Origin of the sequence: Bacillus sp. 2205SS5-2, from assembly GCF_037024155.1 — a bacterium.
GTDB lineage: Bacteria > Bacillota > Bacilli > Bacillales > Bacillaceae_K > Bacillus_CI.
Map to the genome: position 1 here is coordinate 1 of NZ_JAYKTS010000024.1, position 26,633 is coordinate 26,633.

Annotated in this window: 29 protein-coding genes; 10 read left to right on the forward strand and 19 right to left on the reverse strand. The window is 35.9% G+C overall.

Going from position 1 to position 26,633, the window contains the following annotated elements:
* Positions 1-299 precede the first annotated feature (299 nt).
* The 3 genes from U8D43_RS15075 to liaF are packed head-to-tail and all read right to left on the reverse strand — an operon-like array spanning position 300 to position 2,811.
* Complete coding sequence (locus U8D43_RS15075) at positions 300-941, reverse strand: response regulator transcription factor (RefSeq protein ID WP_335872013.1); 642 nt, start codon at positions 939-941, stop codon at positions 300-302.
* Positions 941-1,981, reverse strand: coding sequence for a sensor histidine kinase (locus U8D43_RS15080; protein ID WP_335872014.1), 1,041 nt, complete (start codon positions 1,979-1,981; stop codon positions 941-943). The genes U8D43_RS15075 and U8D43_RS15080 overlap by 1 nt, the downstream gene beginning before the upstream one ends.
* Before the next feature lie 11 nt (positions 1,982-1,992).
* Complete coding sequence (gene liaF, locus U8D43_RS15085; protein WP_335872015.1) at positions 1,993-2,811, reverse strand: cell wall-active antibiotics response protein LiaF; 819 nt, start codon at positions 2,809-2,811, stop codon at positions 1,993-1,995.
* Between the two features lie 225 nt (positions 2,812-3,036).
* Between liaF and U8D43_RS15090 the strand changes: the two genes are divergently transcribed.
* The gene (locus U8D43_RS15090) at positions 3,037-4,302 is read left to right on the forward strand and encodes an ATP-binding protein (RefSeq protein ID WP_335872016.1); all 1,266 of its coding nucleotides are present in this window, start codon (positions 3,037-3,039) and stop codon (positions 4,300-4,302) included.
* A 468-nt stretch (positions 4,303-4,770) separates the two neighbouring features.
* A complete protein-coding gene (locus U8D43_RS15095; protein ID WP_335872068.1) occupies positions 4,771-5,895 on the forward strand; it encodes an amidohydrolase in 1,125 nt (374 codons plus the stop codon).
* A gap of 17 nt (positions 5,896-5,912) precedes the next feature.
* Here U8D43_RS15095 and U8D43_RS15100 read toward each other — a convergent pair whose 3' ends face one another.
* The 4 genes from U8D43_RS15100 to U8D43_RS15115 all read right to left on the reverse strand — a co-directional run bounded on the left by U8D43_RS15100 (position 5,913) and on the right by U8D43_RS15115 (position 9,481).
* Entirely contained in the window at positions 5,913-6,584 is a 672-nt protein-coding gene (locus tag U8D43_RS15100; protein WP_335872017.1) for an HAD family hydrolase, read from the reverse strand.
* A 211-nt stretch (positions 6,585-6,795) separates the two neighbouring features.
* Entirely contained in the window at positions 6,796-7,515 is a 720-nt protein-coding gene (locus tag U8D43_RS15105) for an EcsC family protein (RefSeq protein WP_335872018.1), read from the reverse strand.
* Positions 7,516-7,526: 11 nt separating this feature from the next.
* Positions 7,527-8,747 carry an ABC transporter permease gene (locus tag U8D43_RS15110; protein WP_335872019.1) on the reverse strand — a complete coding sequence of 407 codons (1,221 nt, stop codon included), beginning with the start codon at positions 8,745-8,747 and terminating at the stop codon, positions 7,527-7,529.
* Complete coding sequence (locus tag U8D43_RS15115) at positions 8,744-9,481, reverse strand: ABC transporter ATP-binding protein (protein ID WP_335872020.1); 738 nt, start codon at positions 9,479-9,481, stop codon at positions 8,744-8,746. Before U8D43_RS15115 ends, U8D43_RS15110 begins: the two co-directional genes overlap by 4 nt.
* Before the next feature lie 549 nt (positions 9,482-10,030).
* Here U8D43_RS15115 and U8D43_RS15120 point away from each other — a divergent pair.
* Positions 10,031-10,453: an HIT family protein gene (locus U8D43_RS15120; RefSeq protein ID WP_335872021.1), complete on the forward strand. Its 423-nt coding sequence runs from the start codon at positions 10,031-10,033 to the stop codon at positions 10,451-10,453.
* Positions 10,454-10,893: 440 nt separating this feature from the next.
* Positions 10,894-11,418 (forward strand): tryptophan transporter, encoded by a 525-nt coding sequence (locus U8D43_RS15125; RefSeq protein ID WP_335872022.1) that lies wholly within the window; start codon positions 10,894-10,896, stop codon positions 11,416-11,418.
* Between the two features lie 220 nt (positions 11,419-11,638).
* Here the strand turns inward: U8D43_RS15125 and yhzF are convergent, their stop codons facing one another.
* Positions 11,639-11,833: a membrane protein YhzF gene (gene yhzF / locus U8D43_RS15130; protein ID WP_335872023.1), complete on the reverse strand. Its 195-nt coding sequence runs from the start codon at positions 11,831-11,833 to the stop codon at positions 11,639-11,641.
* A gap of 160 nt (positions 11,834-11,993) precedes the next feature.
* On the opposite strand from yhzF, the gene U8D43_RS15135 reads away from it, so the two are divergent.
* Together U8D43_RS15135 and U8D43_RS15140 are read left to right on the forward strand one after the other, a co-directional pair.
* Positions 11,994-12,359, forward strand: coding sequence for a YtxH domain-containing protein (locus U8D43_RS15135; protein WP_335872024.1), 366 nt, complete (start codon positions 11,994-11,996; stop codon positions 12,357-12,359).
* Positions 12,360-12,519: 160 nt separating this feature from the next.
* Entirely contained in the window at positions 12,520-13,098 is a 579-nt protein-coding gene (locus tag U8D43_RS15140) for an HTH-type transcriptional regulator Hpr (protein WP_335872025.1), read from the forward strand.
* Here the strand turns inward: U8D43_RS15140 and U8D43_RS15145 are convergent.
* Positions 13,095-13,424: a DUF1878 family protein gene (locus tag U8D43_RS15145; protein WP_335872026.1), complete on the reverse strand. Its 330-nt coding sequence runs from the start codon at positions 13,422-13,424 to the stop codon at positions 13,095-13,097. The two genes, U8D43_RS15140 and U8D43_RS15145, sit on opposite strands and share 4 nt — an antisense overlap.
* Positions 13,425-13,648: 224 nt before the next feature.
* Here U8D43_RS15145 and U8D43_RS15150 point away from each other — a divergent pair, with 224 nt between their 5' ends.
* On the forward strand, positions 13,649-14,185 hold the full coding sequence (locus tag U8D43_RS15150) for a DUF3267 domain-containing protein (protein WP_335872027.1): 537 nt from the start codon (positions 13,649-13,651) through the stop codon (positions 14,183-14,185).
* Between the two features lie 114 nt (positions 14,186-14,299).
* Positions 14,300-14,479: a hypothetical protein gene (locus U8D43_RS15155; protein WP_335872028.1), complete on the forward strand. Its 180-nt coding sequence runs from the start codon at positions 14,300-14,302 to the stop codon at positions 14,477-14,479.
* Between the two features lie 228 nt (positions 14,480-14,707).
* On the opposite strand, the gene U8D43_RS15160 is transcribed toward U8D43_RS15155, so the two are convergent.
* From U8D43_RS15160 to U8D43_RS15170, 3 genes are all read right to left on the reverse strand, one after another.
* Positions 14,708-14,794 carry a YjcZ family sporulation protein gene (locus U8D43_RS15160; protein WP_335872069.1) on the reverse strand — a complete coding sequence of 29 codons (87 nt, stop codon included), beginning with the start codon at positions 14,792-14,794 and terminating at the stop codon, positions 14,708-14,710.
* 61 nt (positions 14,795-14,855) lie between these two features.
* The gene (locus U8D43_RS15165; RefSeq protein ID WP_335872029.1) at positions 14,856-14,945 is read right to left on the reverse strand and encodes a YjcZ family sporulation protein; all 90 of its coding nucleotides are present in this window, start codon (positions 14,943-14,945) and stop codon (positions 14,856-14,858) included.
* An 88-nt stretch (positions 14,946-15,033) separates the two neighbouring features.
* The gene (locus U8D43_RS15170) at positions 15,034-15,120 is read right to left on the reverse strand and encodes a YjcZ family sporulation protein (protein WP_335872070.1); all 87 of its coding nucleotides are present in this window, start codon (positions 15,118-15,120) and stop codon (positions 15,034-15,036) included.
* Positions 15,121-15,291: 171 nt separating this feature from the next.
* On the opposite strand from U8D43_RS15170, the gene U8D43_RS15175 reads away from it, so the two are divergent.
* Positions 15,292-16,212 carry a peptidylprolyl isomerase gene (locus tag U8D43_RS15175; protein WP_335872030.1) on the forward strand — a complete coding sequence of 307 codons (921 nt, stop codon included), beginning with the start codon at positions 15,292-15,294 and terminating at the stop codon, positions 16,210-16,212.
* 396 nt (positions 16,213-16,608) lie between these two features.
* Here U8D43_RS15175 and U8D43_RS15180 read toward each other — a convergent pair whose 3' ends face one another.
* From U8D43_RS15180 to U8D43_RS15210, 7 genes are all read right to left on the reverse strand, one after another.
* Complete coding sequence (locus tag U8D43_RS15180; RefSeq protein ID WP_335872031.1) at positions 16,609-16,812, reverse strand: sporulation YhaL family protein; 204 nt, start codon at positions 16,810-16,812, stop codon at positions 16,609-16,611.
* A gap of 73 nt (positions 16,813-16,885) precedes the next feature.
* Positions 16,886-17,830: a 3'-5' exoribonuclease YhaM gene (gene yhaM / locus U8D43_RS15185; protein ID WP_335872032.1), complete on the reverse strand. Its 945-nt coding sequence runs from the start codon at positions 17,828-17,830 to the stop codon at positions 16,886-16,888.
* Positions 17,831-18,111: 281 nt separating this feature from the next.
* Positions 18,112-19,317: an MFS transporter gene (locus U8D43_RS15190; protein ID WP_335872033.1), complete on the reverse strand. Its 1,206-nt coding sequence runs from the start codon at positions 19,315-19,317 to the stop codon at positions 18,112-18,114.
* 399 nt (positions 19,318-19,716) lie between these two features.
* On the reverse strand, positions 19,717-22,620 hold the full coding sequence (locus U8D43_RS15195) for an ATP-binding protein (RefSeq protein ID WP_335872034.1): 2,904 nt from the start codon (positions 22,618-22,620) through the stop codon (positions 19,717-19,719).
* 1 nt (position 22,621) lies between these two features.
* Positions 22,622-23,845: a metallophosphoesterase family protein gene (locus U8D43_RS15200; protein ID WP_335872035.1), complete on the reverse strand. Its 1,224-nt coding sequence runs from the start codon at positions 23,843-23,845 to the stop codon at positions 22,622-22,624.
* A 176-nt stretch (positions 23,846-24,021) separates the two neighbouring features.
* Complete coding sequence (locus tag U8D43_RS15205; RefSeq protein WP_335872036.1) at positions 24,022-25,275, reverse strand: ABC transporter permease; 1,254 nt, start codon at positions 25,273-25,275, stop codon at positions 24,022-24,024.
* Complete coding sequence (locus U8D43_RS15210) at positions 25,268-26,167, reverse strand: ABC transporter ATP-binding protein (RefSeq protein ID WP_335872037.1); 900 nt, start codon at positions 26,165-26,167, stop codon at positions 25,268-25,270. The genes U8D43_RS15205 and U8D43_RS15210 overlap by 8 nt, the downstream gene beginning before the upstream one ends.
* 270 nt (positions 26,168-26,437) lie before the next feature.
* Between U8D43_RS15210 and U8D43_RS15215 the strand changes: the two genes are divergently transcribed.
* Positions 26,438-26,623 carry a YhzD family protein gene (locus U8D43_RS15215; RefSeq protein WP_335872038.1) on the forward strand — a complete coding sequence of 62 codons (186 nt, stop codon included), beginning with the start codon at positions 26,438-26,440 and terminating at the stop codon, positions 26,621-26,623.
* Positions 26,624-26,633 lie beyond the last annotated feature (10 nt).

Here is a 26,633-nt window from a genome sequence, read left to right on the forward strand (position 1 = left end):
GGATGAACAGTTTAATGCATCATTAAACCGCTAGACCCCATTTTCATTCATTGCGGTGTCTGACAGGACATGGGGTTTCGTATACATTGTTGCTCTTGACACAAAGAAAAAACAGGCAGTAGGGTTTTTTCGATTGATTTCTTCCTTTTTATGTAGAAATGAAGAATTTTTCATTAGGAAAAGAGCACGAAATCATATAAGTCAAGGGATTCCTTCATATTCGAAAAGCCACAATCTTTGCGAAAACAGCCTCTCTAAAATATCACTTTTTCAGTGGCCTACATCTAATATGGCTTTTTCTATTTTTTAAGCACAATGTGGTTACGATTGGCATAAATGGCGGCTTGTGTTCGATCAGAAACACCTAATTTACTCAAGATATTGCTCACATGCGTTTTTACTGTTTTAACGCCAATAAATAGCTCTTTTCCTATATCTTGATTCGATAAGCCTTCGCCAAGACAACGTAGTACGTCCATCTCTCTCTCTGTTAAAGCATGATGTGGTTTCTTATCCGGGCTACGAAACATATTCATCATCTTACTAGCCACCTTTGGTTCGATAACAGCTTCGTCTTTCATTGCTTTATAAATAGCTGCTGTGACCTCTTCCGCACTTGCCGTTTTTAACAAATAGCTAAAAGCTCCGGCTTCTAAAGCTGGAAAAACCTGTTGATCATCATAATAACTTGTCAAAATAATGATTTTACAAGATGGAAGAAAATTCATAATTTCTTTAGTAGCATCGATACCGGTTCCATTTTCCATTAACAAATCCATCAGGATGACCTCTGGCTTATATTGTTTGGCAAGATTAACTGCCTCGTGTCCACTTTTTCCTTCACAAACAAATTCAATCCCCTCTTCAGTAAGCAAGTAGGATTTCATTCCTAGACGAACCATTTCATGATCATCCACAATCATCACTTTTACTTTTTCCATCACTTACTCTCCTCATCAAATGGGATTTTCATTTTTATATACGTCCCCTCATTTTCTTTTGAACGCAATTGAAACAAACCACCAAGCTCCTCGCAGCGCTCTTTCATAGATTGAACACCGTAAGAAGTCATTTTATGCTGATTAACTGAAAACCCTTTCCCATTATCACTAATATACAAAAGAAGGTGATTTTCTTTTTTTTCTGATAAAATTTGAATTTCCGTAGCATTGGCATGGCGTAGAATATTAGATAAGGCTTCTTGGACAATTCGAAATAAATGGGCTTCCTTTCCCTTCGATACGCCATCCAGCCCAACTAATTTTTCTACAAAATTAATTGGTGTGCGACCTCTTAATTCTGAAACCAACTTTTGAATTCCTTGCTCTAACGTTTCTCCCCTTAAATCGATTGGACGTAAATGAAGGAGAAGGGCTCTCATCTCTCCTTGGGCTTTTGAGGCTATTTCTGCTACTTGTTTGATTTGAGTTTCGGCATGCTCACTTTTTTTTTCTACCGCTTTACAGGCAGCAGCAGATAACATATTGAGAGCAAATAATTGCTGACTCACTGAATCATGTAAATCACGAGCTAAACGCTGCCGTTCTTCAATAACCGCTGCCTGGTGGGCTTTGTCTAATAGTTGTGATTTTTCATCTGCTAAGCGTTGAAGAGATTTCACTTGATCTTGCATATAGGAAGCCAGTTCATTTAATTCCTCTGTTAAGATAGGAAACTGACCTCCTCCCTCAGAATTCATTCTTTCTGAAAATTTGCCACTGCGTAGGATAGAGACAAAGGTTAAAACATCCTGAAAAGAATGTTTTAATGACGTTCCAAATCGAAAGCCTACAATGATATTCACAGTGAGTAAAACAAGAAATAAGCAAACAGTTAACCAAAGAGACTCCACAAGCGAAACCATCGGATCTTGAGCTAGATACAAGAATAATTGTAGGAAAACAAAGAATACCACTGTTCCAAATAAGGCAAGAAATAAATACTGTTTCAGTATCCAAATAAACAAATTTTCAGTTCTCATCACCTTACCTCCTACACTTTATCCACTCGGATGGATCCGATGTTTAATTGTAATGTCAGTTGAATTTTTTTTACTGCCTCATCATAATTAGGAGAGCGATAATGAATTTTCGGTTTCACATCAGAAGATTTCAAATGCAGTAGTTTAATATCTCCCAGATTTACTTTAGCGAACACTTCTACTCCAATATCTTCTGGGATTAATATTTTGATATCTCCTATCCAACTTTTCACTTCAATCGGTGTTTCTCCATCAGGGATATAAGCCTTACCAAAATCAACAAATACATCACCAATAAAATGAGAAAGTGACATCGGTTCTAATGACCAATTATCTTCATTATATTTCAAATCCCCTATAAAGCCATTGTGGTGATTTTCTCGAATTTTTTTGGATTTCATTTTGTAAATATCCGACGATTTTTCATTTGTATCAATCACAATATTTATGTTTTTTTTATGAGGACTATATTGAAAATCATCCTTTTTTTGACTGAAAAATATACCTTTAACAGCAATGAAAATGATTAATAATGGCCATAATTTGAGCCAATGCGCATAAGAAAATGTCATGAGCTCATACAAATCCAAAAGAAGCAAACCACCGTAAGTACTTAATACCATTCCAATGAAGAGTTTAGTAGATGACCGCTGCCTAAATGCATTAAGAAAAAGGTAGACGCCTATGAAGGTGATGAAATATGGAAGTCCCCCCTTAAATATTTCTTCTAGTCCAAAAGAAATGACACCAATATTCAATAGTAATAGCACTACTCCTACTACTAATAGTAGAAGTAAAAAAAAACCATGTTTTCTTGATTTCTTTTTCATAATATCCTCCCACTTTCACTTTTCGCTACTTAAAAGGTTATACCTTTATTTTATTATAGTTTACTAATCTCTCATGGAAGAGAATCATTGGGTTGATTTTCTCTCCGTCTTGAGACTGAAATGAGAAAAATCACGTTCAAATCCTTGTTTAATTGCATTCAGGCTGAATTTCCTCTAGAATTATCAATACACATGCAATTTTTTCCGTTAGCAAGGAGTGGAATTTTGTTTTTATCCATCATAAAGCCATTACTAGTAAATTATACAATTATTTTTTCGTTGGCGATAAATATGAATCTTATCCTTCCATTTAAAGATCGTCAGTCCCCAAGTTCTAATATCAATTTTTTCTATGGAATAAGCTTTGGATTTACAGCCATTCTGTGCATGGTAAATCCAATCGAATCATTAGGTGAGACAAATTTCGACTTGCGCATGGTGTTAATAATAGTTTCCACTCTCTATTTTGGGTGGGCGGTTGGAGCTATCACTACAATTGTCGTCTCAATTGGCCGATATTTAATTGGCGGTGAATTTTTTCTTGTCGGAATTATGATTAACTTAATCGCGTTTTTCCTAGCCATACTCTTTCGAAAAAGCTTTATGAAGAGCGAAAAGAAATTCCAATATTGTATCGTTCTCTTCATTCCATACGTCATCATGACTACGCTTATCTTAAAAGCTACTATTGACTTTCTTGATAACGCCTTTTATTTTGTTTATAACTTTCTTTTTCTTCTCACTTTTGTAGCACTTGTCTATTTAATAGAGAAGTTACTGCAAGGAAACAAGCAAATTGATGAGGCCGCTTATTTTGAAAGATTGCAAACGGTTGGGCATATGGCTGCAGCCTTTGCTCACGAATTACGAAATCCACTCACTACAGTGCGAGGCTTTATTCAGCATTTAAGCGAAGCGGACAATCATCAGAAATTACCTGAATTTTCACCGCTGATTTTAGAAGAACTAGATCGAACTAACCGGATCGTTACAGACTATCTTTCCTTAGCGAAGCCTGGACAAATGAAGCATGAACTATTTCATGTTCAACTTGCTACCTTTGAAACCATTCAGCTATTAAAACCTGTTGCAAACCTACATAATGTTTCTTTACAATATCAAGATTCAAATGAAGATTTCATTTTAGGGGATAAGCATTATTTCAAACAATGCCTTCTTAATATCCTAAACAATGCAATGGAAGCGATAGAAGACCAAGGTAAGGTGACTGTTGAAACGAGGGCTGACAAATCACTAGACATGCTTACCATTACAGTAACGGATAATGGCGTAGGGATGAGTGCTAATGAACTTGAAAAAATAGGTCTTCCTTACTACACAACTAAAACGAAAGGCACTGGCATTGGCTCGATGGTCGTGAATAAAATCATACGAGACATGAATGGGTCGGTCCATTATTATAGTGAAAAAGATAAATGGACTCGTGTAGAGCTAACCCTTCCCCTTTCAAAAGAAAAGCCATTACAGTAATTAGAAACTCCCTCTCCCAAAAGAGGATGGGCCAAAAGTATTTTAACCAAAGGAAAACCCGAACTATCATGCGAATTTCTAATTTAGAATTTCGCATGATAGTTTGGGTTTTTTATTTATACCGCTTAATTAAATTTAAAATTATTCGGCTTAAAACTAGTCAATTTAGTTATGCCCCAGCCTCATTTTTGACCAACATTATTTTATTAGCATATTATCTTAAAAGGATATCCACCTACCTTTTGCTGTATACTCCTTAGTAAGTCTCCCTAGATTCAATCCATTAATTATCTATCACAAATAATGGATCCCCCTTCCCCGCTCGCATTCATATCATTTTATGACTGAAATTGCTCTATAAATTACCAAACTATAATGTTATACTATTCTAAATTTTACATCCATTAATCATTGGAGGACGATAAATTGAAAAAATTGTTTACTTTACTAGATTGTCGATACGAAGAAATGGTGCAAATCCGCCGACACTTGCACCAACACCCGGAACTGTCGTTTAAGGAAGACCAGACTGCTGCTTATATTGCGAATTTCTATCAAAAACTGGGTATACCTTTTCAAAAGAACGTAGGGGGAAACGGTCTAGTTGCAAGAGTGTCAACTGGTAGACCAGGAAGAACAGTCGCTTTACGTGCTGATTTTGATGCATTACCTATTCAAGACCAGAAAGATGTTCCCTATAAATCAACGGTTCCAGGAGTCATGCACGCGTGTGGGCATGATGGACACACAGCGACTCTTTTGGTATTAGCAAAAAGCATTCATGATCTAAAGGATGAATTGTTTGGCGACTATGTGTTCATCCATCAACATGCTGAAGAGTATGCGCCAGGCGGAGCTAAGGCCATGATTGAAGATGGTTGTTTAGACGGAGTGGATGCTATTTTTGGAACTCATTTATGGGCGACCGAGCCACTCCATTCAATCCTCTACCGATCCGGACCTATAATGGCCGCCGCTGATCGTTTTGAAATCAAAATTAAGGGATCAGGTGGTCATGGAGCACAGCCACATAAAACAAAAGATAGTTTACTTGTTGCTTCTCAACTTGTCGTACATCTTCAACAGATAGTCTCCCGAAGAGTTGATCCAATCGATGCAGCTGTGTTAAGTGTAGGGTCCTTCGTGGCCGATCATGCCTTTAATGTAATAGGGGATGACTGTAAACTAACTGGTACAGTGAGAACGTTCAAAAAAGAAACTCAAAAACTAATAATGGAAGAAATGGAAAGAATGATTAACGGTATCTGCAGTGCCTCTGGATGCGATTTTGAGTTTTCATATGAAAGTGGATATCCGACAGTCATCAACACGGAATCAGAGACACATCATTTGTCTTCTAATGCTGCAAAAATCAAAGATGTCCGATCCCTTGCCGAAGTGGAACCTCAAATGGGTGGAGAGGACTTTGCCTATTATCTTCAGCATGTACCAGGTTCATTTTTCTTTACAGGAGCAAAACCAGACGACGTGGAGATTGCATTCCCTCATCATCATCCCCAATTTGATATTAATGAGAAAGCGATGTTAATTGCTGCAAAGGTCCTTGGATTAGCAGCAGTAGATTACCAATAAGATACATTCAGCGGGCTCTAATTTTTAGAGCTTTTTTTTGCGTAAACCAATTCGAGAACATCGTTTAATGAAACATCTTTCATAGACTGGATGAGGTGAGTGTGTCCTCTAAATGCTAATTCTCTTGTCACGTTATTTGGGACAACAACACAAGATAAATTCGCTTTAACCGCCGCGTTTAATCCATTGAGTGAATCCTCAAAGACCATGATTTGCTCCGGTTGTACCTTGAGAGCTTCTATTGCTTGTAAATATAACTCTGGGTCCGGCTTCACTTTTTTGACATCATCTTTTGTTTTGATAACCTCAAAATAGTGACGAATATGAAACCTTTCGAGAAATCCCTCGACCCAGCTTTTGCTTGAACTTGAAGCTAATGCAATTCTTAACCCGCTTCTCTTCGCACTTTCAAGATATTCTTGAACTCCTTCTCTTAGGGTTAGCTCTTCCATTCTTCGGAAATATAATTGTTCTGTTCTCTCTTTAATCGACTCTCGATTTAGAATTTTCCCTGATTTTTTTTGAAGAGATTCAAACAAGATATCGTCAGTAGTTCCTATGCATGTTGCAAATTCACTCAAGCTTAGATCGACCTGATAATCTCTTAATACTTCTACAAATACGTCAAACCAAACCGATTCAGTGTCTACTATTAGCCCATCAAAATCGAAAATAATCGCTTTAATCATGGATATCATCCTCTTTAATCTAGCTTCTCTATTGAGAGCCTATTTTTGCAAAGATTGTTGCTTTTTGAACTAATCGATAAATTTTGATATGACTTCATTTCACAGCATTTTCTCTGAACGAAATTACTGAAAAAATGATAGTTTGTTTTGGACAATAAATTAATTAGAAAAAAGGTATGTGAAAAGTCCCATTATCATAGGCACTTTAAAATTAGCCAGTCTCTAAAAAATATCGTATCCGAAAGGCGTGTATAGCTGTTTCTCCTAGATGATCTAATAATTGATAATTTGCAATAGCACCTACAACGGCACCAAAACCGGGTAGCATCTGGAACATTTTAACAAGATCAATGTGATCCCGGTATTCTTGTTGCAATACTTGCCAATCCATGGAAATTAGCTCTGCTTTTTTCTCTTCCCATCCCTCTATTTGCCTTAAGGTTTCCAAACGATGTTCACCGTTTGAAAACGCTAATTGAAATACGAACAACAAAAACAAACGTTCTTCATAACTCTTAAAGGAATAGCCATATATTGCACTCACATGAAATAAGTATTTCATTTTAATGGCCAATAATAGCGGAAAATCCGCTAAACCTAAAAGAATACCTCCGGCACCAGTTCCAGCTCCTTCTAAGGCGGCTGTTTTTTGATATTTTTGTAAAGCCGATAACATCCTTCTTTCTTTCCCTTCAAGGGACATCGGAATGCTTTCAAGTGACTTCGTTGTGTATTCAGATCCAAATAATGTGACTTCAATCATTTTCTTTATACTTTCCGTTACCATGTCCTGCGCTTTTTCTGGAATCACTTTATGCATGGAAGATTGAACTTGTTTTGTATAGCGAGAAATCATTCCTGGTTTTTTCGTTATCCGCTTCTTCCAAGCATCGGTCTCCAATTTCGCCTTTTCTTCAAAATAAGTTTGCATAATTCCCTTTCTTAATCTTGAATTTTTTTCATTCGTTTCGGAATATAAACCGATATCATGACCACGACAACTACTAGATTGATGATAAGCACCATAATGCTGTGCTGCCATTGTCCCATTAGTGCGGGAATAACTGAAAACAAAATCGCTTGACCAACTAATAGTTTTTGCACAAGAGCTAAAAAAGCTTCTCTCTTTGCTCCCTTAGACAACGGATATAAGGTTAACCAAATAACATAGTTGTGTTTTTTTAGTAAAGGTATAAGCTGGAATCCAGTTAAATAAAGAAAAAGAACACTAATAAACACTTGAAAATAAATCCAGTCATTAACGTACAATAACAGCATAGACAGAAGGGTTAACCTTATATATAGACCAAAATATTCGCTACTTCGGAGAAATGTTCTGGTATACAAAAACGGATAAGACGATTCTTGTGTAAAGGTTTCTTTCTTCAAGAATGGATCTAACCATTTTCTTCTGTGAACTTGTCCTTTTAACTTTGGTACATCTGTAAACAGGTTTGCCAGGCGATAAAATCGTAATAACCTAGAGGCTTCCATATTAATTAAGCGCTCCCACTTTAAGGTTCTTCCCTTGGAGGCTAGGTAAAAATAGAGACCGTATGTAATGAATATAATGCCTGTTGCCAGAATAAAAAAAGTACCTGATTTCACAAAAATAAAGAACAATAAAATAATATTCAACATTGTCCTAATCAAATTATCCATCCAGATAATTTCGGTTTCTTGGAACTTCAACACATTCCACTTAATGAAGAGATTCCATCCTTTTATGACTAAAAAGATAAGTAAAATTGTAAAGAAAGTTGAGAATGAACCGTTTGTTACTTGAACATACATCGGCATAAATCCAGCTAGTACGAGTAACGGAATGTAAGCTTGAAAGAGAAAAGAAATCAGTATGCTTTTTCGGAAATATCCTTTCATTCTTCCTTCGATTGGCAGTAAGTATACCGAATCTGCCTCTTCTAAAAACGTATAAATTGGGGTGAATACTAAAAGACCACCTAAAACAACGGCCATGATTATTTCAGCAGGAAAAGTATGATCTAGAGTAGCAACCCATTCATTATATGTGTATGCCCCTCCTCCAAGAGCGAAGATGAGGACAAAAAGCAAATGGTCATTTAACATATAACGCAAATATTTTTGGAGTTCTCGATTATATTGAGTGACTCTTTGTTTCCATATGGATTCTATTGACTTCATTCGGTTTCGTCCTTTGTTAAAGCAATGTAGATATCATCAAGCGTAGCTGATGGCATGTTGAATTGAACTTGAAGTTGTTCTAACGTTCCCTTCGCTTTTACCTTTCCCTCATGCAAAATTACAAACGAATCACAATATCTTTCAGCAGTAGCTAAAATATGTGTGCTCATTAAAATCCCCGCACCTTTTTGTTTCATTCGTTCCATCCATTGAAGTAAGGACTGAATGCCCAGCGGATCAAGTCCAACAAACGGCTCATCGATAATATATAAATCAGGTTGTGTTAAAAAAGCACTCATAATCATTACTTTTTGTTTCATGCCCTTAGAAAAGTGAGAGGGAAACCACTTTAATTTTTTTTCTAAACGATATTCTTTTAATAAAGGGAAAATACGTTCTTCGTATTCCTTTTCACTTAAATCATACGCCATCGCGGTAAGCTGTAGATGTTCTTCTAACGTTAATTCTTCGTATAAAATGGGCGTTTCAGGAATAAAGGAAAATTGCTTTCGATATGCATCAGGATTATTTTTCAACTCAACATCGTTAATGGTAATACTCCCTGATCTCGCTTCCATTAACCCTATAATATGTTTGATAGTCGTACTCTTCCCAGCTCCATTTAAGCCAATTAATCCAACAATTTCTTTATGATTGACTGAAAAAGATACATCATTCAACACTGGTTTTCTCGTATAACCACCAGTGATACTTTTCAATTGAAGTAAGCTCATCTTCTACGCCCTTTCCAAAATGGTCTTTCCACCATTGTAGCAAAATTGAAAGCATTCCTCATTTTCTTTTCGTTTTTTCATTTTCTTGTATATTTTTTTCCGGCTTGGTTATCATAATATTCGAAGGGGACAACAAATTGCAAAACGGGGTGGTTGTTAAATACCAGGACCATTGCATTTCGTAGTATCAACAATAAGGGGATGGTTATTATGCACGAAGAAACCCTAGTTTATACACCATTTTTCTAAAATAAATTGAAAAATGAGGTGTTTGTCTCAGACTCTTTACATTTTTTTAAGCTAAAGTAGCTAAGAAAAACGAAAAGGGGATGGTCGCGTTGAACAAAGGTCAAATTCATTCTCAAAACACTATTTCTGCACATAAAATTATGAGCGAATGAGGTGTTTGTTAAAGAGAAGTTTGTATAAAAACTAAACCTTATGTTAACCCCTTCAAGGGCAGGATGTCATCGTCATCCTGTCCCTTTTTTTGGTTCTCTTTCATCCTTATGGTAAAATTAATATATTAAAAAGAGAGGAGATCGAATTATGAGTGACTGCATTTTTTGCAAAATTTTAGCAGGAGAAATCCCTTCCGCCAAAGTTTATGAAGATGAGCATGTTTACGCCTTTTTAGACATAAGTCAAGTAACAAAGGGACATACTCTGGTTATTCCTAAAATACATAAAGAGAATGTTTATGAATTGACGGGTGAAATTGCAGCCCACCTTTTCCAGGTTGTTCCAGAGATTGCGAAAGGAATTAAAGAAGCTTACAATCCAGTTGGACTAAATATTCTCAATAATAACGGAAAAGAAGCTGGACAAGCTGTCTTTCATTATCATCTCCATCTTCTTCCTCGCTATGGAAAGAATGATGGTTTTGGAGCGGTTTGGAAGACCCATACGAGTGAATACACCTTAGCTGATCTTCAAGAAATATCCACAACGATTTCGGAAAATATTCAATAACACCAACAAATGAGTTGGTGTTTCTTTTTTGTTTTTTCATATAGCTGTTTTCCTAGAGGGGTTTCTATTCGAATTCGTCTGTATATCAAGATAAAAAAGTCGTTGGACTTTTTTCGTATCAATTCAATAAGGATGTAGTTACCGATGAAAATAATTGAAGACATCTATTTTTGTTTTAATCGTCAATAACATTCACCCTATTGGCAGTAACTTCTACAAATAACAAAGAAGATTCCGAGAAACATATTTTTCAACATTTCATACACATCCGCTAAACCCTGCAACTTCGCTTGCAAAAATCCTTTGTTAAAATCTACATTATATTTTGGCTTTTCTCTACTAGTAAGTTGTGGTATACTATTGTAAACTTTTCGCCAACGATCAAAGGGTACGTTGGGAGAAGCAAAGTATAGTTTAGTTGAGAAGAGGAGAGGCAGAAAATGAATACGAAAAATTTGGTTACTTTATCCCTGTTTATAGGTATAGGAGCAGTACTGCACTTTGTGATTCCTGGTTTCGCTTCTGGCATGAAACCGGATATGATGTTACTTATGATGTTTCTAGGGATTCTTCTATTCCCAGAAACAAAAAGTGTTTTAGTATTAGGAATTACGACAGGTTTTATATCTGGATTGACAAGCACTTTTCCAGGTGGGTTTCTTCCTAATATGATTGACAAACCCATAACAGCCTTTCTTTTTTATGGACTGTTTTTGATTCTAAAAAAAATCCGATTTCCTTTAGTATATTCGACGATATTAACCGTTATTGGTACACTAACTTCAGGCTTAATTTTTCTTGGATCTGCCTACTTTATTGTTGGTTTGCCTATAGCCTTTTCCGCTCTATTCGTTGCAGCTGTTCTACCTGCAACCCTTTTAAATGCAGGAGCGATGTTTATTCTTTATCCTTTGATTACAAACATATATTCACGTACAACTCGAAACGCTCAAGTTACATTTTAATGTAAAGCAAAAAGGAACCCCATACAGTGGGTTCCTTTTTTAATGGCTCTTTTCGGATACATTGTGGCTTTTTCATTTTATTTTTGATTAAATCTTCCATTTCACTGTTGATTTCCAACAAAAATAGACGGACCCAGCTGCAGTGGCTTGAGGCATAGTGCGCCCTAGGCCAGTCCTCGTCTTATACTGGTCGCAGGTAAACGAGCGCATTCTGCTTTTCTTAGGTTGTTGCAAACCAGAGTAATAACCCAAGAATAAACACAATGCAGCCTCCGCCCGCTAAGACGCTAGCTCTCCTCTTCAATAGGTTCTTAGGCGGATACATTCCCGGCTTTTGTGAAGCAAGTATATAATGAAAAGTTCCAAAGAATAGAATAATACTTAATGCAAAAAAACCAAATACAACTCCATTCATCATTCCACCCCTAACGATGTCTATATTCACAATTTATGCAAATTAAAAGATGGATATGTAGAGCGCGTTTGTCTTTTTAAAAAATAGGGAAAGATTTAGAGAAGGAATTTTTGTAGAAGATGTAGAATTCCTATATAAATAGAATGATTGAGGTGATTTTATGAATAAGAAGTTATTTTCCTATGGATTATTGATTGGAGGAGCAATTGGCGTCTGCACAGCCTTAACGAATGCTCCCTCATCCGGACAAGAGATGAGAAAGCAACTAAAGAAAAATAGCCAAGAAGTAAAAGAGTACATTGATGAGCTTAAACATAATCTTCAAGATATTAAGAGGTCTGTTACTTACCTTTCGAAAGAAGGAAAAGAAACTCTTTCCCTTTTCATAAAAGATGTTAAAATATCTGTTCAGCAATGGCAAAGTGGTATCTCATATAACCAAGAAAACATTCAAAGAGAAGTTGAAGACATTCAACGTACAATTGAGGAGCTTGAAAGCTCAATTGGACAAAATAAATCATCATAAAAATAGTCAGATGCCTCCCTCTAGGGTGGTATCTTTCCTACTTTCTAAAAATTTCGTTAATTTTTCCTAGCTTCTTTTTTATTTTATTGGCATAATGATAGTAGAGGATTAACTATTTTTTACAAAAACAACTCTAAATCTATTAAAGAGGTGAGAAATGATGAATGAGACTTCCTCCATTTCAATGAAGGAAGCCATGCTGTTTAGTCAGCGAATGGCTCAGTTAAGCAAAGCATTATGGAAGGCAATCGAGAAAGATTGGCAACAGTGGATTAAGCCTTATGATTTAAACATAAATGAACATCACATTTTGTGGATTTCGTATCATTTAAAAGGTGCTTCCATTTCAGACGTGGCAAAATTTGGCGTGATGCATGTTTCAACCGCTTTCAACTTTTCCAAAAAATTAGAAGAGCGAGGATTTTTGGAATTCTCGAAAAAAGAAAGTGACAAACGAAATACTTATATTTGTTTAACGGATAAAGGTGAAAGCGTTTTATTAGATTTAATGGAGAACTACCAACCTGAGAAACACGCCGTTTTTAAAGGAGTCGGCCCATTAAAGGAACTCTACGGAAAGTATCCGGATATGATTGAAATGATGAGTATAGTAAAAAATATTTATGGATCAGATTTTATGGATATCTTCGAAAAATCATTTACGAATATTGAGCACGATTTTTTAGAAGAAAACGGAAAAATTGTGAAACAACCTCATGAAGAAGAACTTAGTCGCTAAAGATTTTTCTTTAACTGCAACATCAGCTCTGGATAAATACCTTGCTTCAAGCAAGCATCTATCGTTTCAATTAAGGATAGTTTTGGATGTAGCTGATTTTTAAAATCGTTAAAAAGCGGAGCGTAAAACACAAATTTTTCCGCTTTTTGCGCTTCTCTTTTCTTGTTCATTTGTTCACATAAATTATAGAAATGTTCTACCTCTGCTTGTGACAACCCTCTTGCAATGACTATATAGTCGAACTCCCGTTTGGTTTGATCCAACATATTCATCATCAATTTATGATGAAATTCTAGCTTTTCTAAACGTTCTTCAATTGAACTCATATTTTCACCAAATTCCCTTTTTTTACTATCTTCTCTTTCTCCTTGCAGAAATCCTTCTATTTTTTTACTCATTGTAACAAATGAAATGATTCATTTCAGATTAAAGAAACATTTTCCTTCTAATCTCTTAAAAACTTCTATTGATTTTTTTTATGTTTGAGCGTAAAGTATGTTAAGCGATTAATTCATTCGTTATTACTTTGTCTCAACGGGAGGCGTTTTACGTGCATTGTTGGAAATCAATTAATTTTGAAAAACAATTTGGTTTTGAACGATTGTTTTTACTATCCTTGATTACTGGATTATCTATTTTCACCTTGGTATATGTACCTTTTACATTACTTTTTTCACAGACATTATACGATACCCATTTTTCATTGTTTTTTATTAGTGTCTTATTAATCTATCCTTTACACAAAATTTTTCATCTAATTCCTCTGTTACCTGTTTGGAAACATGTGAAAATACAATGGGTTTGGCAGTTATCGTTTATTCCTATTATACAAATTAAAGTAAGAGAACCTGTTCCTAAAAATTTATATCTTTCTTCCATATTCAGTCCAATGATCGTGTTGAATACATTGCTAATTTTCGCATGTTTGCATCTACCTAACTATGTGCATTATTTTACGATTATAATGGCTTATCATTGGGCAATTTGTACAACTGATGTAATTTATGCAAAATATTTATTATTTTGCCCGAAAAATGCTATGATTGAAGAAAGTGATAGAGGATGTGAAGTTCTAGTATGTGAGTAACTTAGATTTTCCTGCTTTTTTACTCATCTGCCTAATTTCGTCATTTATTGCTCTATCCATACTCATCAAAATTTGGTATCGTATTGGATATAGACAACTTGGGGAGGGGTAAAAATGGTCTCCACATTTATAGTATTTGCCGTATTTATTTTGTATTTCATTAATAAACTCACAAATACTCTTTGTGTAACGAGAGATATTCCTGAAGAACGTCAGGTAAAGGTGTTTCGTACAATTAATGTACTTATTACCATCCTGCTTGTATCCTCTTATATTGAGGTACTCTTTACATAACGAAAGCCAGATTCTTTTTATTCGAATCTGGCTTTTTGTTTGTTATTATGATTGAATTCTCAAACTATGTTAGGGTCAAACTATAGAAGGCACTGAAAATACGCTTTCTTCCTGCTTTTCTTTAAACCAATTCAGGAACTTAGTTAATTTCAACTTAAAGTCAGCACTGAAAAATTTAAAGAGTCTATAGTTCTATCTAAAGTATCGATCTTTCTGAAAAACGTCTTATTAATATACCCAAGATGCTCCAATAATGATGAGCAAAATAAATAGGACTACGATTAACGCAAAGCCTCCGCCATAACCGTCAGACATATCCTACCTCCTCCTTTCAAAGGTGAAGCATAAGTCAATCATTGACTTACGACCTATTTGCTTAGCACAACCAAGCAGCACCTACTATGATTAATAAGATAAACAACACGACGATTAACGCGAAACCTCCGCCATAAGCGCTTCCACCCATATCGTTCCACCTCCTTTAGAAGTGCTACTGAACACTATTTCCATTCCATCTTCTTCCGTTTAAGAAAATTGCCGATATTTTTAAAATGTTAACAAATATAAGCTGTACCAATGATAATTAGTAAAATAAACAATACGACAAGTAAAGCAAAGCCTGAATTATATCCTTGACTCATCTTAACTACCTCCTTTATCTCTTCGTTAACATCATATGTTTATTTTTAAAATTGGGAAGGAACAATAGCCCATTTTTATACATCGATTTTGTGCATTTGTTTTAGTCTTTAGTATTTTATGTTATAGTAGGCAGTGGAGAATTTAACAGAAAATTATAGGAGTTGTTCAGCATGAAAAAATGGATATTATCCGTATCCTTAGCCGCAGGTGTTTTAGCGCTAAGTGCATGCAATAATGCAGATGAAAATGAAGTAGTAGTTAAATCAAAAGCAGGAGATGTTACCCAAGAAGAGCTCTTTGACGCACTTAAGACAAAGTTCACTCCTCAAGTCGAACAAGCTTTACAAGATCTTGTTCTTACTCAAGTTTTATCTGATAACTATGAAGTAAGTGATAAAGAACTTGATAAAAAACTTGAAGAAGCGAAGGAACAACTTGGGGAGAACTTCGAGACAACTCTTAGTCAATACAATTTGACAGAAGAGTCTTTTAAAGAGTATTTAAAGTTACAGCTTCTTCAAGAAAAAGCAGCGTTGAAGGATATTGAAGTTACCGATGAGGATCTAAAAGCCTTTTATGAAACATGGTCACCTGAAGCGGAAATTCGTCATATTCTTGTCGATGATTTAGCGAAAGCTGAAGAAATCAAAAAACAACTTGCTGAAGGAAAAAGTTTTGAAGACTTAGCTAAAGAAAATTCTAATGATACTGGATCCGCTCAAAATGGCGGAAGCTTAGGTTGGATTGATTATCAAGGCCGCCAAGGTTTTGTACCTGAATTTTCAGCAGCCTTAGATAAGCTTGAAATTGGGGAAGTCAGTGAACCAATTCAATCTCAATATGGCTACCATATTATTGAAATTACTGATATGAAAGAAAAAGCGCCATTTGAAGACATGAAAGAAGAACTGAAAGACATGTACATGACCACACTAGTAACACCTGAAACTATTCAAGCCGCGATGAAAGAAGAACTTGAAGAAGCAGATTTAGATATCAAAGATGAACAATTAGAAAACACCTTTAAAGCGATTCTAGATGCAGGAGCATTACCAGAAATTCCTGCCGAAGACGTGCCTGAAGAAGAATAAAAAAAGAGGTACCAGTATATACTGGTACCTCTTTCTTTATTGCACATTGGAAGAGTAAGAAAGCTGTAGAGGGCGCGTAGCTCATCAGTGGCAGGGTAACGATGGCTCATAGAAAGGTCCTGATAATCCCAGCGTTAATTGTCCCCCTAAGTGCTCACACACCGAAATGCGGAGTTGCTTGTTGAGGGAAGGCAGACAGTGAGCAAAACACAGAACGAAGCCTGAGAGTCAAGCAGTTGGCTGTAAATGCCCTGAGCTAGTTACTGAAATGCGAAGGTAGCTCGTCCTTTGACCGAAAACACAACTATCCAGAAATTAATTCTTAAGTAGAAGCCGTTAGGTCGACCTTTATATAGTCTCTATTGATGACTCAATTCACAGAAGAAGAGAGGTTACTCAGCTGAGTAACCTCTCTTCTTCTACTTCTTCTTTTGTATGTCGACGTTCTCGTTCTTGTTCCATTCTTTCTATATAGACTTCACCTTCTTTTTCGATCCATTCCTGTTCTAAATCTCGCTCTTCTTTTGCTGTTTTCAGCGTCATAAGTCCACTAAAAAAGATTCCTGCGACAATAAAGTACATCCAAATAGGCAGTGTCATTTGCTTTATTCCCTCCTACAGTTTGTCCTTTTTCTATATATGTATATGAATCTTTTTTGTAAACATGCACTCTTTATTCGTGAAAAGTAGGTTTATAAAACGAGCGATTTTCAAGCGCAAATACTCTTTCCGAAAACTCACCTGGCTTTGTGCGGTCCATTGTGCGATTGAGCATATTCATCTTTGCATCAATATTGTCTATATAATGTAGCATTTCAGCTTCTTTAATCATCGGTGGTTTCGGAGAACCCCATTCTGCTTTACCATGATGACTTAAAACCATATGCTTTAATACCATCACTTCTTCGCCAGAGATAGACAATTCCTCAGCAGCTTGGCCAATTTCATTGACCATAATAGTGATATGTCCCAATAAATTTCCTTCTATCGTATAGGTCGTTGAAACAGGACCAGAGAGTTCAATCACTTTCCCTAGATCGTGTAAAATAATGCCAGCATACAACAAATCAGCGTCTAAAGAAGGATACAACTGACAGAGCGATTTTGCCAAATCAAGCATCGATACCACATGAAATGCTAGTCCGGAAACAAATTCATGATGATTTTTTGTCGCTGCTGGATACTCAAGAAACTCTTGTTGATGTTTTTTTAATAAATGCCGAGTAATCCGTTGCACGTTTGGGTTCTTCATTTCAAATATGTATTGAGTAATTTTACTAGACATGTCTTCTTTATCCAAAGGAGCCGTCTCTAAAAAGTCAGAAACTTCTACTCTGTCTGAAGGATTTGATACACGAATTTGTCGAATCTTGAATTGGTTTTTACCACGATAATTGTGAATGTCTCCTACTACTTTTACAATTGTCTCTGCTTGGTAGCTTAATACGTCTTGTTCAGAGGCGTCCCATAGCTTCGCTTCCATATATCCGCTTTTATCTTGAAGAACAATTGTTAGAAACGGCTTTCCTGTGTTCGTTGTTCCTTTCGTAACTGATTTAATCAATGCATAAATTTCAACTGTTTGTCCTGCATCATAAAAATTTAACCCTTTAGTCATCAGGTATTCCTCCGATTCTTGATTTGATTACAGACAGTATATCACAAATACTCTATCTAATATTTACTGAGATTCTTCCCCGTAGAAGGTGAAGAGATCTCTGATATTTTCAGTGTTTATACGGATACCTATATTTTCAATTCGTTTTCTTTAGCTAATCTTCAATTCTCTATAGAGCCAACAATAGCCACAGTAACTGTGGCTATTCCCTTGAAGAGACTTATACTAATTGTTTTTTCATGTAATCTATAGGTCTTGCATTTCACCGGCTTACTCCACTTCTATGCAACGATGTTTATTTTTTCTTTTTGAGCAATCCAAATTTTTGTTGCCACTAAACCCACAATCATTACAAAAGCACCAAAAAGATAAGGGATCTGGATGTTAACTTCAAATAATGTTCCGGCAAGTAATGGACCAACGACATTTCCTAGACTTAAAAAAGAATTATTCAGTCCCATAACCATCCCTTGGCGATTTCCTGCTAACTTAGAAATTAAGGAGTTTAAGGATGGACGTAGCATCGAATTACCGATGAAGAAGATTGATGTCGTAACCAAAATCCAAACAAAACTTGGTGCTAAAGTCATGATAATAAAACCAAATGCACTAATAAGCAACGAGATTGTCACAACCCGTTCCTCACCAAATTTTTTCGTCATTTTTCCAACAACTACTCCTTGAACAACCGTCCCGATAATCCCGATAATTAAGATAATACTTCCTACTTCTTGTGGACCATATTCGTATCTCTTCAAAGCATAGTAGCTAAAAATAGATTGAAAATTGGCCAATCCGAAACTCATAATGAAAACTAAAATGAGTAAAAATCCTACTTGACTTGATAAGGCCTTTTTCATTAAGATAAATTGATTTTCCCGTTTTACTGAGCTCTCTTGTTCCCTGAGCTCTTTTGGATAGGATTCAGGTAAAACCACAACAGATACCAATGCAGCTATAGATGCAGCAATTCCAGCAAATAAGAAAGGATAGGATAAATCAAATTCAGCCAACCAGCCCCCAATCCCAGGTCCTACAACGATTCCTAGTCCCATTGCGGCTCCTAATATTCCCATACCTTGTCCACGCTTATCCTCATCTGTTACATCGGATACATACGCCATTGCAGTCGGCATTAGAGCAGATCCGAAGATACCAGCTAACATTCGTGAGAGGAATAACATCCACAGCCCAACCGCAAAAGCAAATATAAATTCAGCCACAGCAAAGCCAATTAAGCCAATTGTAATTAGAGGTTTTCGTCCAATTTTATCGGACAACCTCCCCCATACAGGAGCAAATAAAAATTGCATAAACGCGAAGACCGCAATGAGGGCACCCAGTACTTGTGCATTGGCATTAAATTTTTCCACATAAAAGGGAAGTATCGGGATGACAAGTCCAATTCCTACCATGATGATAAACAAATTAAAGCTTAGTATGAGTAATGGACCACGCTTTTGCTTCCATTCTACATTATTTTTCATAAAAGAATCCTTTCTTAGCATTTACTCTCTTGAGGTCAAATTCACGTTTCGATTTTTCAACTAGTGCTAATATCTCCTGTTAAACAGGCGTGAATATCAGAAGTTGACTCAGAAGATATGCATCCTTTTCCATTTGTTAGTTTCTCTTCACTTTTTGAGGAATATTAGAGTCCCTTAGCTTGGAATTAAAAAAATCGCAAGGCGGCTAGAGGTAGATACAAAAATCATTTAAAAAGTATGTGCTCTTTTTTGGTAAAACCTCAGTTGTGTGAAGACTCTCTACATTTTACCGAAAAAAAAATAGAATGGGAAATGTTACGGTGCAAAAACTACTTTGCACATCACATTTCTTACAGAAAATCGACTTGAACGGTAGGGCATGATATTCCATCACTCTGATTAAGTTTTTACTAGTGCAGATAAATTTAGTATATTTTCTTTCGGAAACTGTTCCACAATATGATCATGACATGTAAAATAAATGACCTGAGTCTTCTCACTGCACTGTTTTAATGTCTCAAGTACAGATTGGGTTCTCGCGGCATCAAAGTGAACAAACCCATCGTCGATTAACAAGGGGTAAGGATACTCCCGACATAAAGAGGCGACTAGAGCTAACCGAATGCTTACATACACCTGTTCTTTCGTGGCCTGACTTAGTTGGTTTGGTGAAAAGTAAACATGATCTTTTCTCTTTATTATTAGTTGCTGCTGATCATCTCGTTGAATTTGAATGTATTGACCGTTTGTCAGTTCATTTACTAAAGCATTTGCTTCTTTAATCACTTTTGGTAAACGTTCTTTCTTATAAGAAGCCATTGTTTGAGCTAGAGCTTTTTGAGCGGCAGCAAACTGTGCCCATTGGATTGCATATTCTTGGAATTCCGTTTTTTTCTCGTAATAACGATGTAGCAGAGCTGTATAGTCCTCGCCTTCTTCTAAAGTAGCTATTTCATAATTTATTTTCACGATTTCTGCTCTGGTTATTTCTAATTCCGCTTCTCTTTTTTGAAGATTCTTGTCCCAGGTTTTAATCTTTTCTTTTATTTGTGAACTAGTGAGAGTTTCTTTTTCTTCTTCTACTAAAGGAAGATGTTGTTGAACTAAACTCAGGCGCTGAATACATTCTTTTCTTTCCTTCGCTTGTACACCAAGTATACGAAATTTTTCTTCGGTTTTTACTTTGGCAAGCTGTAGTAAATGATCAATTTCTTTTTGAATTTGTTGACTTTCTACCCGCCATAACTGAGATTCTTCCAATAATTCACTTACTTTTTCTTTATATTGAGCTTGTTTATGCAGAAATTCATTTAAGTTATCCAAGAGAGAATGCATTTGTGAAAACATTGTATTTGCATTCGTCCATGGTTCAGGAAGACGCTGCTTCCACTTGTCTTCAAAATCCTTTATTTCGATTTGAATTGATTGAACTAATTGTTGTTGAATCTTTTTCTTTCTTTGCTCTTTTAAAAGGTTTTCCAATTCATCGAACGCTTCCTCGAGAACACTCCATTGTAAACTTAATGGAAATCCTAATTTTCGTTTTAATGATTGGAAATTCTCTTCATTGATATGTTGCTTTTCATCCCAATCCGACTGAGTATTTTTCACTTGCTTGAATCGAAATTGCTGCTCATCTGAACGAATTATTTTTTGTTTCCATTCCATTCTTAACTGACGTTGTTCTTGCAAGAGATTCTCATCCATTTTTTCTGGATAGTCCCTAATTTGTTGATCAAGCTGTTCTAGACGTTTTTGCACCTTTGAAACATTTATGTTGTTTTTTTGACGAGAATAAATATAGCCAGAAAATAAAGCTATACCACTAATTAGGAAAACAATCGTAATGATAGTTTGATTCAACATTAAGCCAAGTGTCATTCCAGTAAATATCACCAGACTAACCAATAAAATCCAGATAAGTGGAGTTGTGACAACAGATTCTTGCTGCAAAAGTAGCATTCTTTCTTTTTGTATCTCTTTTCTTTTTTCCACTTGATGAGACTGCTCTAGCAGCTCATTGAACTCTTTTTCTTCTAACATTAAGGCTTCAACTGAAGCGCACTGTTGCTCCGCCATCCGTAAGCCTTCTCTCTCTCTTTGATAGCTAGCTTGAATATGAGTATAGGAGGATTGGAGAGAAATATGCTCCTGAAGTAATTGTTTTACTTCATGCTTAACCAATATTCCCGTCTCCAGTTTGGCTAATTCATCTTCATCAAACCTTAAGTTCAGCTTATTAATACGTTGGGAGATACTTGAATGAATGACTACTAAATCTCTTTGTACCGCCTCTAGCTCTTGTTGCAGCTTTCGAAAGCTTTCTTCTTGCTGTATGAACGAGTGGATCTCTTGTTTATATGGAAGCAAATGTCTTTGCGATTCATAAGGACTCATTTCTTCCTGTAGCGAGGTTTCCTTTTCCCTATTCCGTTGCAGCTTTACGGCTATAGTTTTAGCGGTTTGACGGTATCTTTCTAACAATTCAAGTCCATCTATAGGGAAATTCACCGCATTTTCCAATAGAGCTAGATTCTCTTGAAGTTGTTGTCTTTCTTGATATAAGGGTAGTTTTTCTTGATACGACAATAGTTCCTGCTTTTCTTTTAGCATCTGGTTTTGCATTTCTTTTAATTCAGAGAAAGATGCCTCTCTTTCTGCTTTCCGTTTTATTAGCTCAAGATACTGACCATTTTTCTTTTTTTCAATTTTCAACTCCTTTTCAAGCTCCTTTAACTCATTGAGAAGCACGTTAATAATAGGTTTTTTCCCACTTTTACGATAAAGTTGGTTTTTTTCTTTTTCCCAACGATTTTCTAGTTGGAATACCTCATCTGTTCCATTTACGGCTGCTGAAAACAGATAACGACTGATTTCCTCATCGGACAATCTAGAGAGATTTTGTAGGCCGTGAATATCAAATGAAAAGATATTTTGAAATGTTTCCTTTTCAATTCCATTTAGGATAGTAGCTAGTTCTTTTTCTCCCCCAATAGTTCCATTTTCTAAATAGACCGAAACGTCCCCAGTTGCTTTGCCTTTTTTGCGTTCAATTACTATTTCACCATAAATATCACTTTGAAAAATGACTTTTCCTCCATAGGCGGTATGATGTAAAGGTTCATACCTTGGCTCATTCTGAACCTTAGTTGGAAAGCCAAAAAGTACACTGTGGAAAAAATGTTGAATGGAGCTTTTACCTGCTTCATTTTCGCCATAAACCAATTGAAATTGTTGGATATCCTTCACTTCTAAATCATTAATTTTACCGTACCCATAAATATGGAATCCTTTGATTCTCATCTTATTCGTCCTTTGCTTTCATAGTCGATTCTAATAAGATTGCTGTCTTTTCTTTTAGTTTACTTTTGCTATTAAAATTATCATCATTAAGATAGCGACTTGCTTGTGGATGAGTATACAAATCGGCAACTGCCTCTTCCCAGTCTTTGTCACTCCATCCTTCCATTGTTTCATGTAACTCTAATAATATTGGAGAGTTCTGTACACTTTTTGACACTGTTTCAATCGATAGAGAATGAATCCAAACAAATCTTTCTTCAACATCTTCTCCATCTTGTAAAGATTGAAGTAATTCACCATTGTGTATGGAACTAGCAATCATTGAAGAACAATTTCCATTAATTTTTATTTCAAGTAATGTACCAGTATACAGCTCTCGATAACCTTCTTTTACTCTTTGAAGCATAGAATAGAATTCTGAAAAACTAATTTCTTCTTCTAAATTAACATTCTTTTGTACCCAAACAACTTCCTGAGTTGGTACAAATTGAAGATTTGTCTCGTCTTTTGAAAGTATCACATGATAGCAACCTTTTTCACCTATCTCATTTCGATGACGCCCCTGTATATTGCCAGGATAGAGAATAAGCGGTGTTGAAGAGAGCTTCTGAGCTTTGTGAATATGCCCAAGAGCCCAGTAATCCATTCCTGTGTTAACAAGCTCTGAGAGCGTAAAGGGAGCATATGGTTGATGAGTGCTCCCTAATAAGCTCCCCTCGCTCCCATGCAGGAGCGCTATATGAAAATCTGCTGAATTTTTGATGAGCGGATATTCCTTGATTTTCCGATCATAAATATGCCTCTCACGATAACTAAATCCATAAAGATGAACTTGTTGATGTTGTTTTGTTTCCAATTTCAATTCTTCAACATGTTCACCAAAAATATGCACGTTGCCAGGCATGGATAGTTCGTGCCAGTTGCCGGACAAATGATCGTGATTTCCATGAATAATAAACACTGGAATCGATGCTTCTTGCAATAGACGAAATTGTTTTTGTAAACGAGCCTGTGCTTTTATGCTTCGGTCCTCCCCATCATATAAATCTCCACTGATGAGTAAAAAATCAACCTCCCGTTGAATCGCTTCCTTTACTATCCGTTCGAACGAGAGAAATGTACTATTACATAGTTTATTGAAAATCTCTTTTGGGAGAGATTTCAATCCGGTAAATGGACTATCTAAATGCAAATCTGCTGTGTGAATAAATTGTATAGTGGGCACTTACTAAACCTCCTAATGATACGAATGCACGTTCTCTCTTTCTTCCATTATAGCCTAAATAAGGGCAGAAATTCATTTCATTTAGCAAAGAATCTTCATTTTAATCTAGAAAAAATTAAGAAAAAACCGCTTGAATAGTTTTATTCAAGCGGTTCAGAGAAATGAAATCAAGAGAGTTACTCTTTTTTAGATAATTGTAATGCTTTACGAATATTTTTAAATGGGGTTGATTTCCCGTACATCAATACGCCACCTCGATACACCCTCGCACCAAAAATAGCAAAAGCAAAGATCGTCCCAGCCAATAGTGAAATGCTAAGCAATATTTCCCAGGCGGGGATATTTAGCATACCTACCCGAAGAAACATAACCATTGGTGTGAAAATTGGAATAAACGATGTAATCGTAATAAATGGAGATTCAGGATCCCCCAAGCCAACCATGGAAATCAAAAACCCTATAATGATTATAAATGTCATCGGCATAACTACTTGCTGTACATCCTCGACTCGACTTACTAAAGAGCCAAGAAGTGCTGCCAATGTAGCAAATAAGAAATATCCTAGTAAGAAAAAGACAACCGCATAAAATATTGTAAGTGGCGGAGTATTTTCAAAACCCATAAATTCGAAAAATCCACCAGACAATTCACCTTTTGCACCGGAAATGGCAAAATATCCTGCTCCTAACCAAACGGCCATTTGTGTTAACCCTAACAAACCAATTCCTAAGATTTTTGCAAACATTTGTTGAACAGGTGATACACTTGAAATTAAGATTTCCATCACACGTGATGATTTCTCATTTGCAACATCTACTGCAATCATATTGGCGTACATGATCACCGCAAAATAAATAAAGAATAAGAGAACATACACTAGTCCACGTGCTTGATTTAATTCTTCTTCGGTTTTCGCGCTCTCTGATAAAGCTACTTTCTCGAACGGAGCAATGGAACTTAAAACTGCCAATTTCTCAGCTGAAAGATCTAGTTTTTGAGCAGCGATGGATGAACGCGTAACCTGTAATGCTCTTCGGAGTTCCTCAGATAAAGAAGAGTCCGTTACCGATATTGCCTTATACACTCCCTGTGGGAGGTTTTGTTCATCATAAGAAAGAATTAGGTATGCTGAGTAGTCTCCTGCTTCCACTTTCTTTTCCAACGATTCTTCGTCCGCACTGGATTTTTCTAAAATAAGCTCCTGATTCATTTCACTTATTTGAGCTTGATAGCTATCAAATAATTCATTCGTATTATCCAACACCGCAATAGTTTGGGATTCCCCTTCATCGTCCAAAGCTGAAATAATATTCTCAAAGTTTACAAGCAAAAAAATAGCTCCAGCTATAAGTAATGTCGTAATTAGAAATTGTTTGGATTTGAATTTTGTCGAATACGTTTGCAAGAGCATAATAAGAAAATTATTCATAGGAAGCACCCACCTTTTCAATGAAAATATCATTTAATGAGGGCTCTTCCAGTTCGAACTTTGTTACAAATCCTTTTCCTGTAATTTCCGATAGAATTTTTTGTGCAATTGCTTCAGCTTCTACCTGTAACACGACACCTTGTACATTCTCGCGAAATTTTATTACACCAGGAACCTCTTTTAAAAATGATAAATCAAAATCGGCTTGCACTATAACATTCTTTTTCCCGAATGACCGCTTAATTTCTTTTAGATTTCCATGTACAATTGGTTTTCCATGATGCATTATGCATAAATGCTCACAAAGTTCTTCCACGTGCTCCATTCGATGAGAAGCAAAGACAATCGTAGTCCCGTTGTTCTTTAACTCAATAACCGCTTCTTTGAGCTGTTCAACATTGACAGGATCTAACCCACTAAATGGCTCGTCTAAAATTAGTAATTTAGGTTTATGTATAATAGCAGCAATAAATTGAATCTTTTGCTGATTTCCTTTTGATAACTCTTCTACTTTTTTATCCGCATTTTCAGGCACATTAAAGCGATTTAGCCAATACATTAATTCTATTTCAGCAGCTTTTTTATCCATCCCACGAAGCCTTGCTAAATAAATGATTTGCTCTTTTACTTTTATTTTTGGATATAATCCGCGTTCTTCAGGTAAATAGCCAATTTGTGAACTTGTACCATAATTAATTAGGGAATCCTTCCACAAAATCTCCCCTTCAGATGAATCAAGTAAACCGATAATCATTCGAAATGTTGTAGTCTTACCTGCTCCGTTTGCGCCAAGAAATCCAAAGATTTCTCTTTCGGGAATAGCTAATGAAAGATTATCAACCGCGGTGAAACTCCCGAAGCGCTTCGTTACATTTTTAATCGCTAATGTCATCTTTACTACAGCCCCTTTCCTCTACATTCTACGATATTATTCAAAATAAGGTTTCACTTTACTATTATATAAGTTTACCAAAGTTAAATTAATAATGAAGAGATTTTTGATTTCTAAATAAAAAATGTGAAATAACTCAAAAAAACTCACTGCCTATTTTTTCTACACGCAAGGAACAACAAAGGTTACGAAAAGTGCTTTTCAAAATGAGGAAATTATGCAAAAATAATAGTAACTATCAGATTTTTCATTTTGAAAGGAGAGAAACTAATGAATGTATATAAATTAACTGTTTTTGAAAAAAATGGTGAAAAAATTTTAGAAGAAAACGTAAATGCTACCGATGATTCTCAAGCTAAACAGCTGGGGGCGGCTCTCGTAGAAGAAAAAGGATTTGCTGAAAAAACACACCGTTTTACTTCTCCAAAAGGAAAATTACTATTATTTCACGTCTAAATGAAAGCGT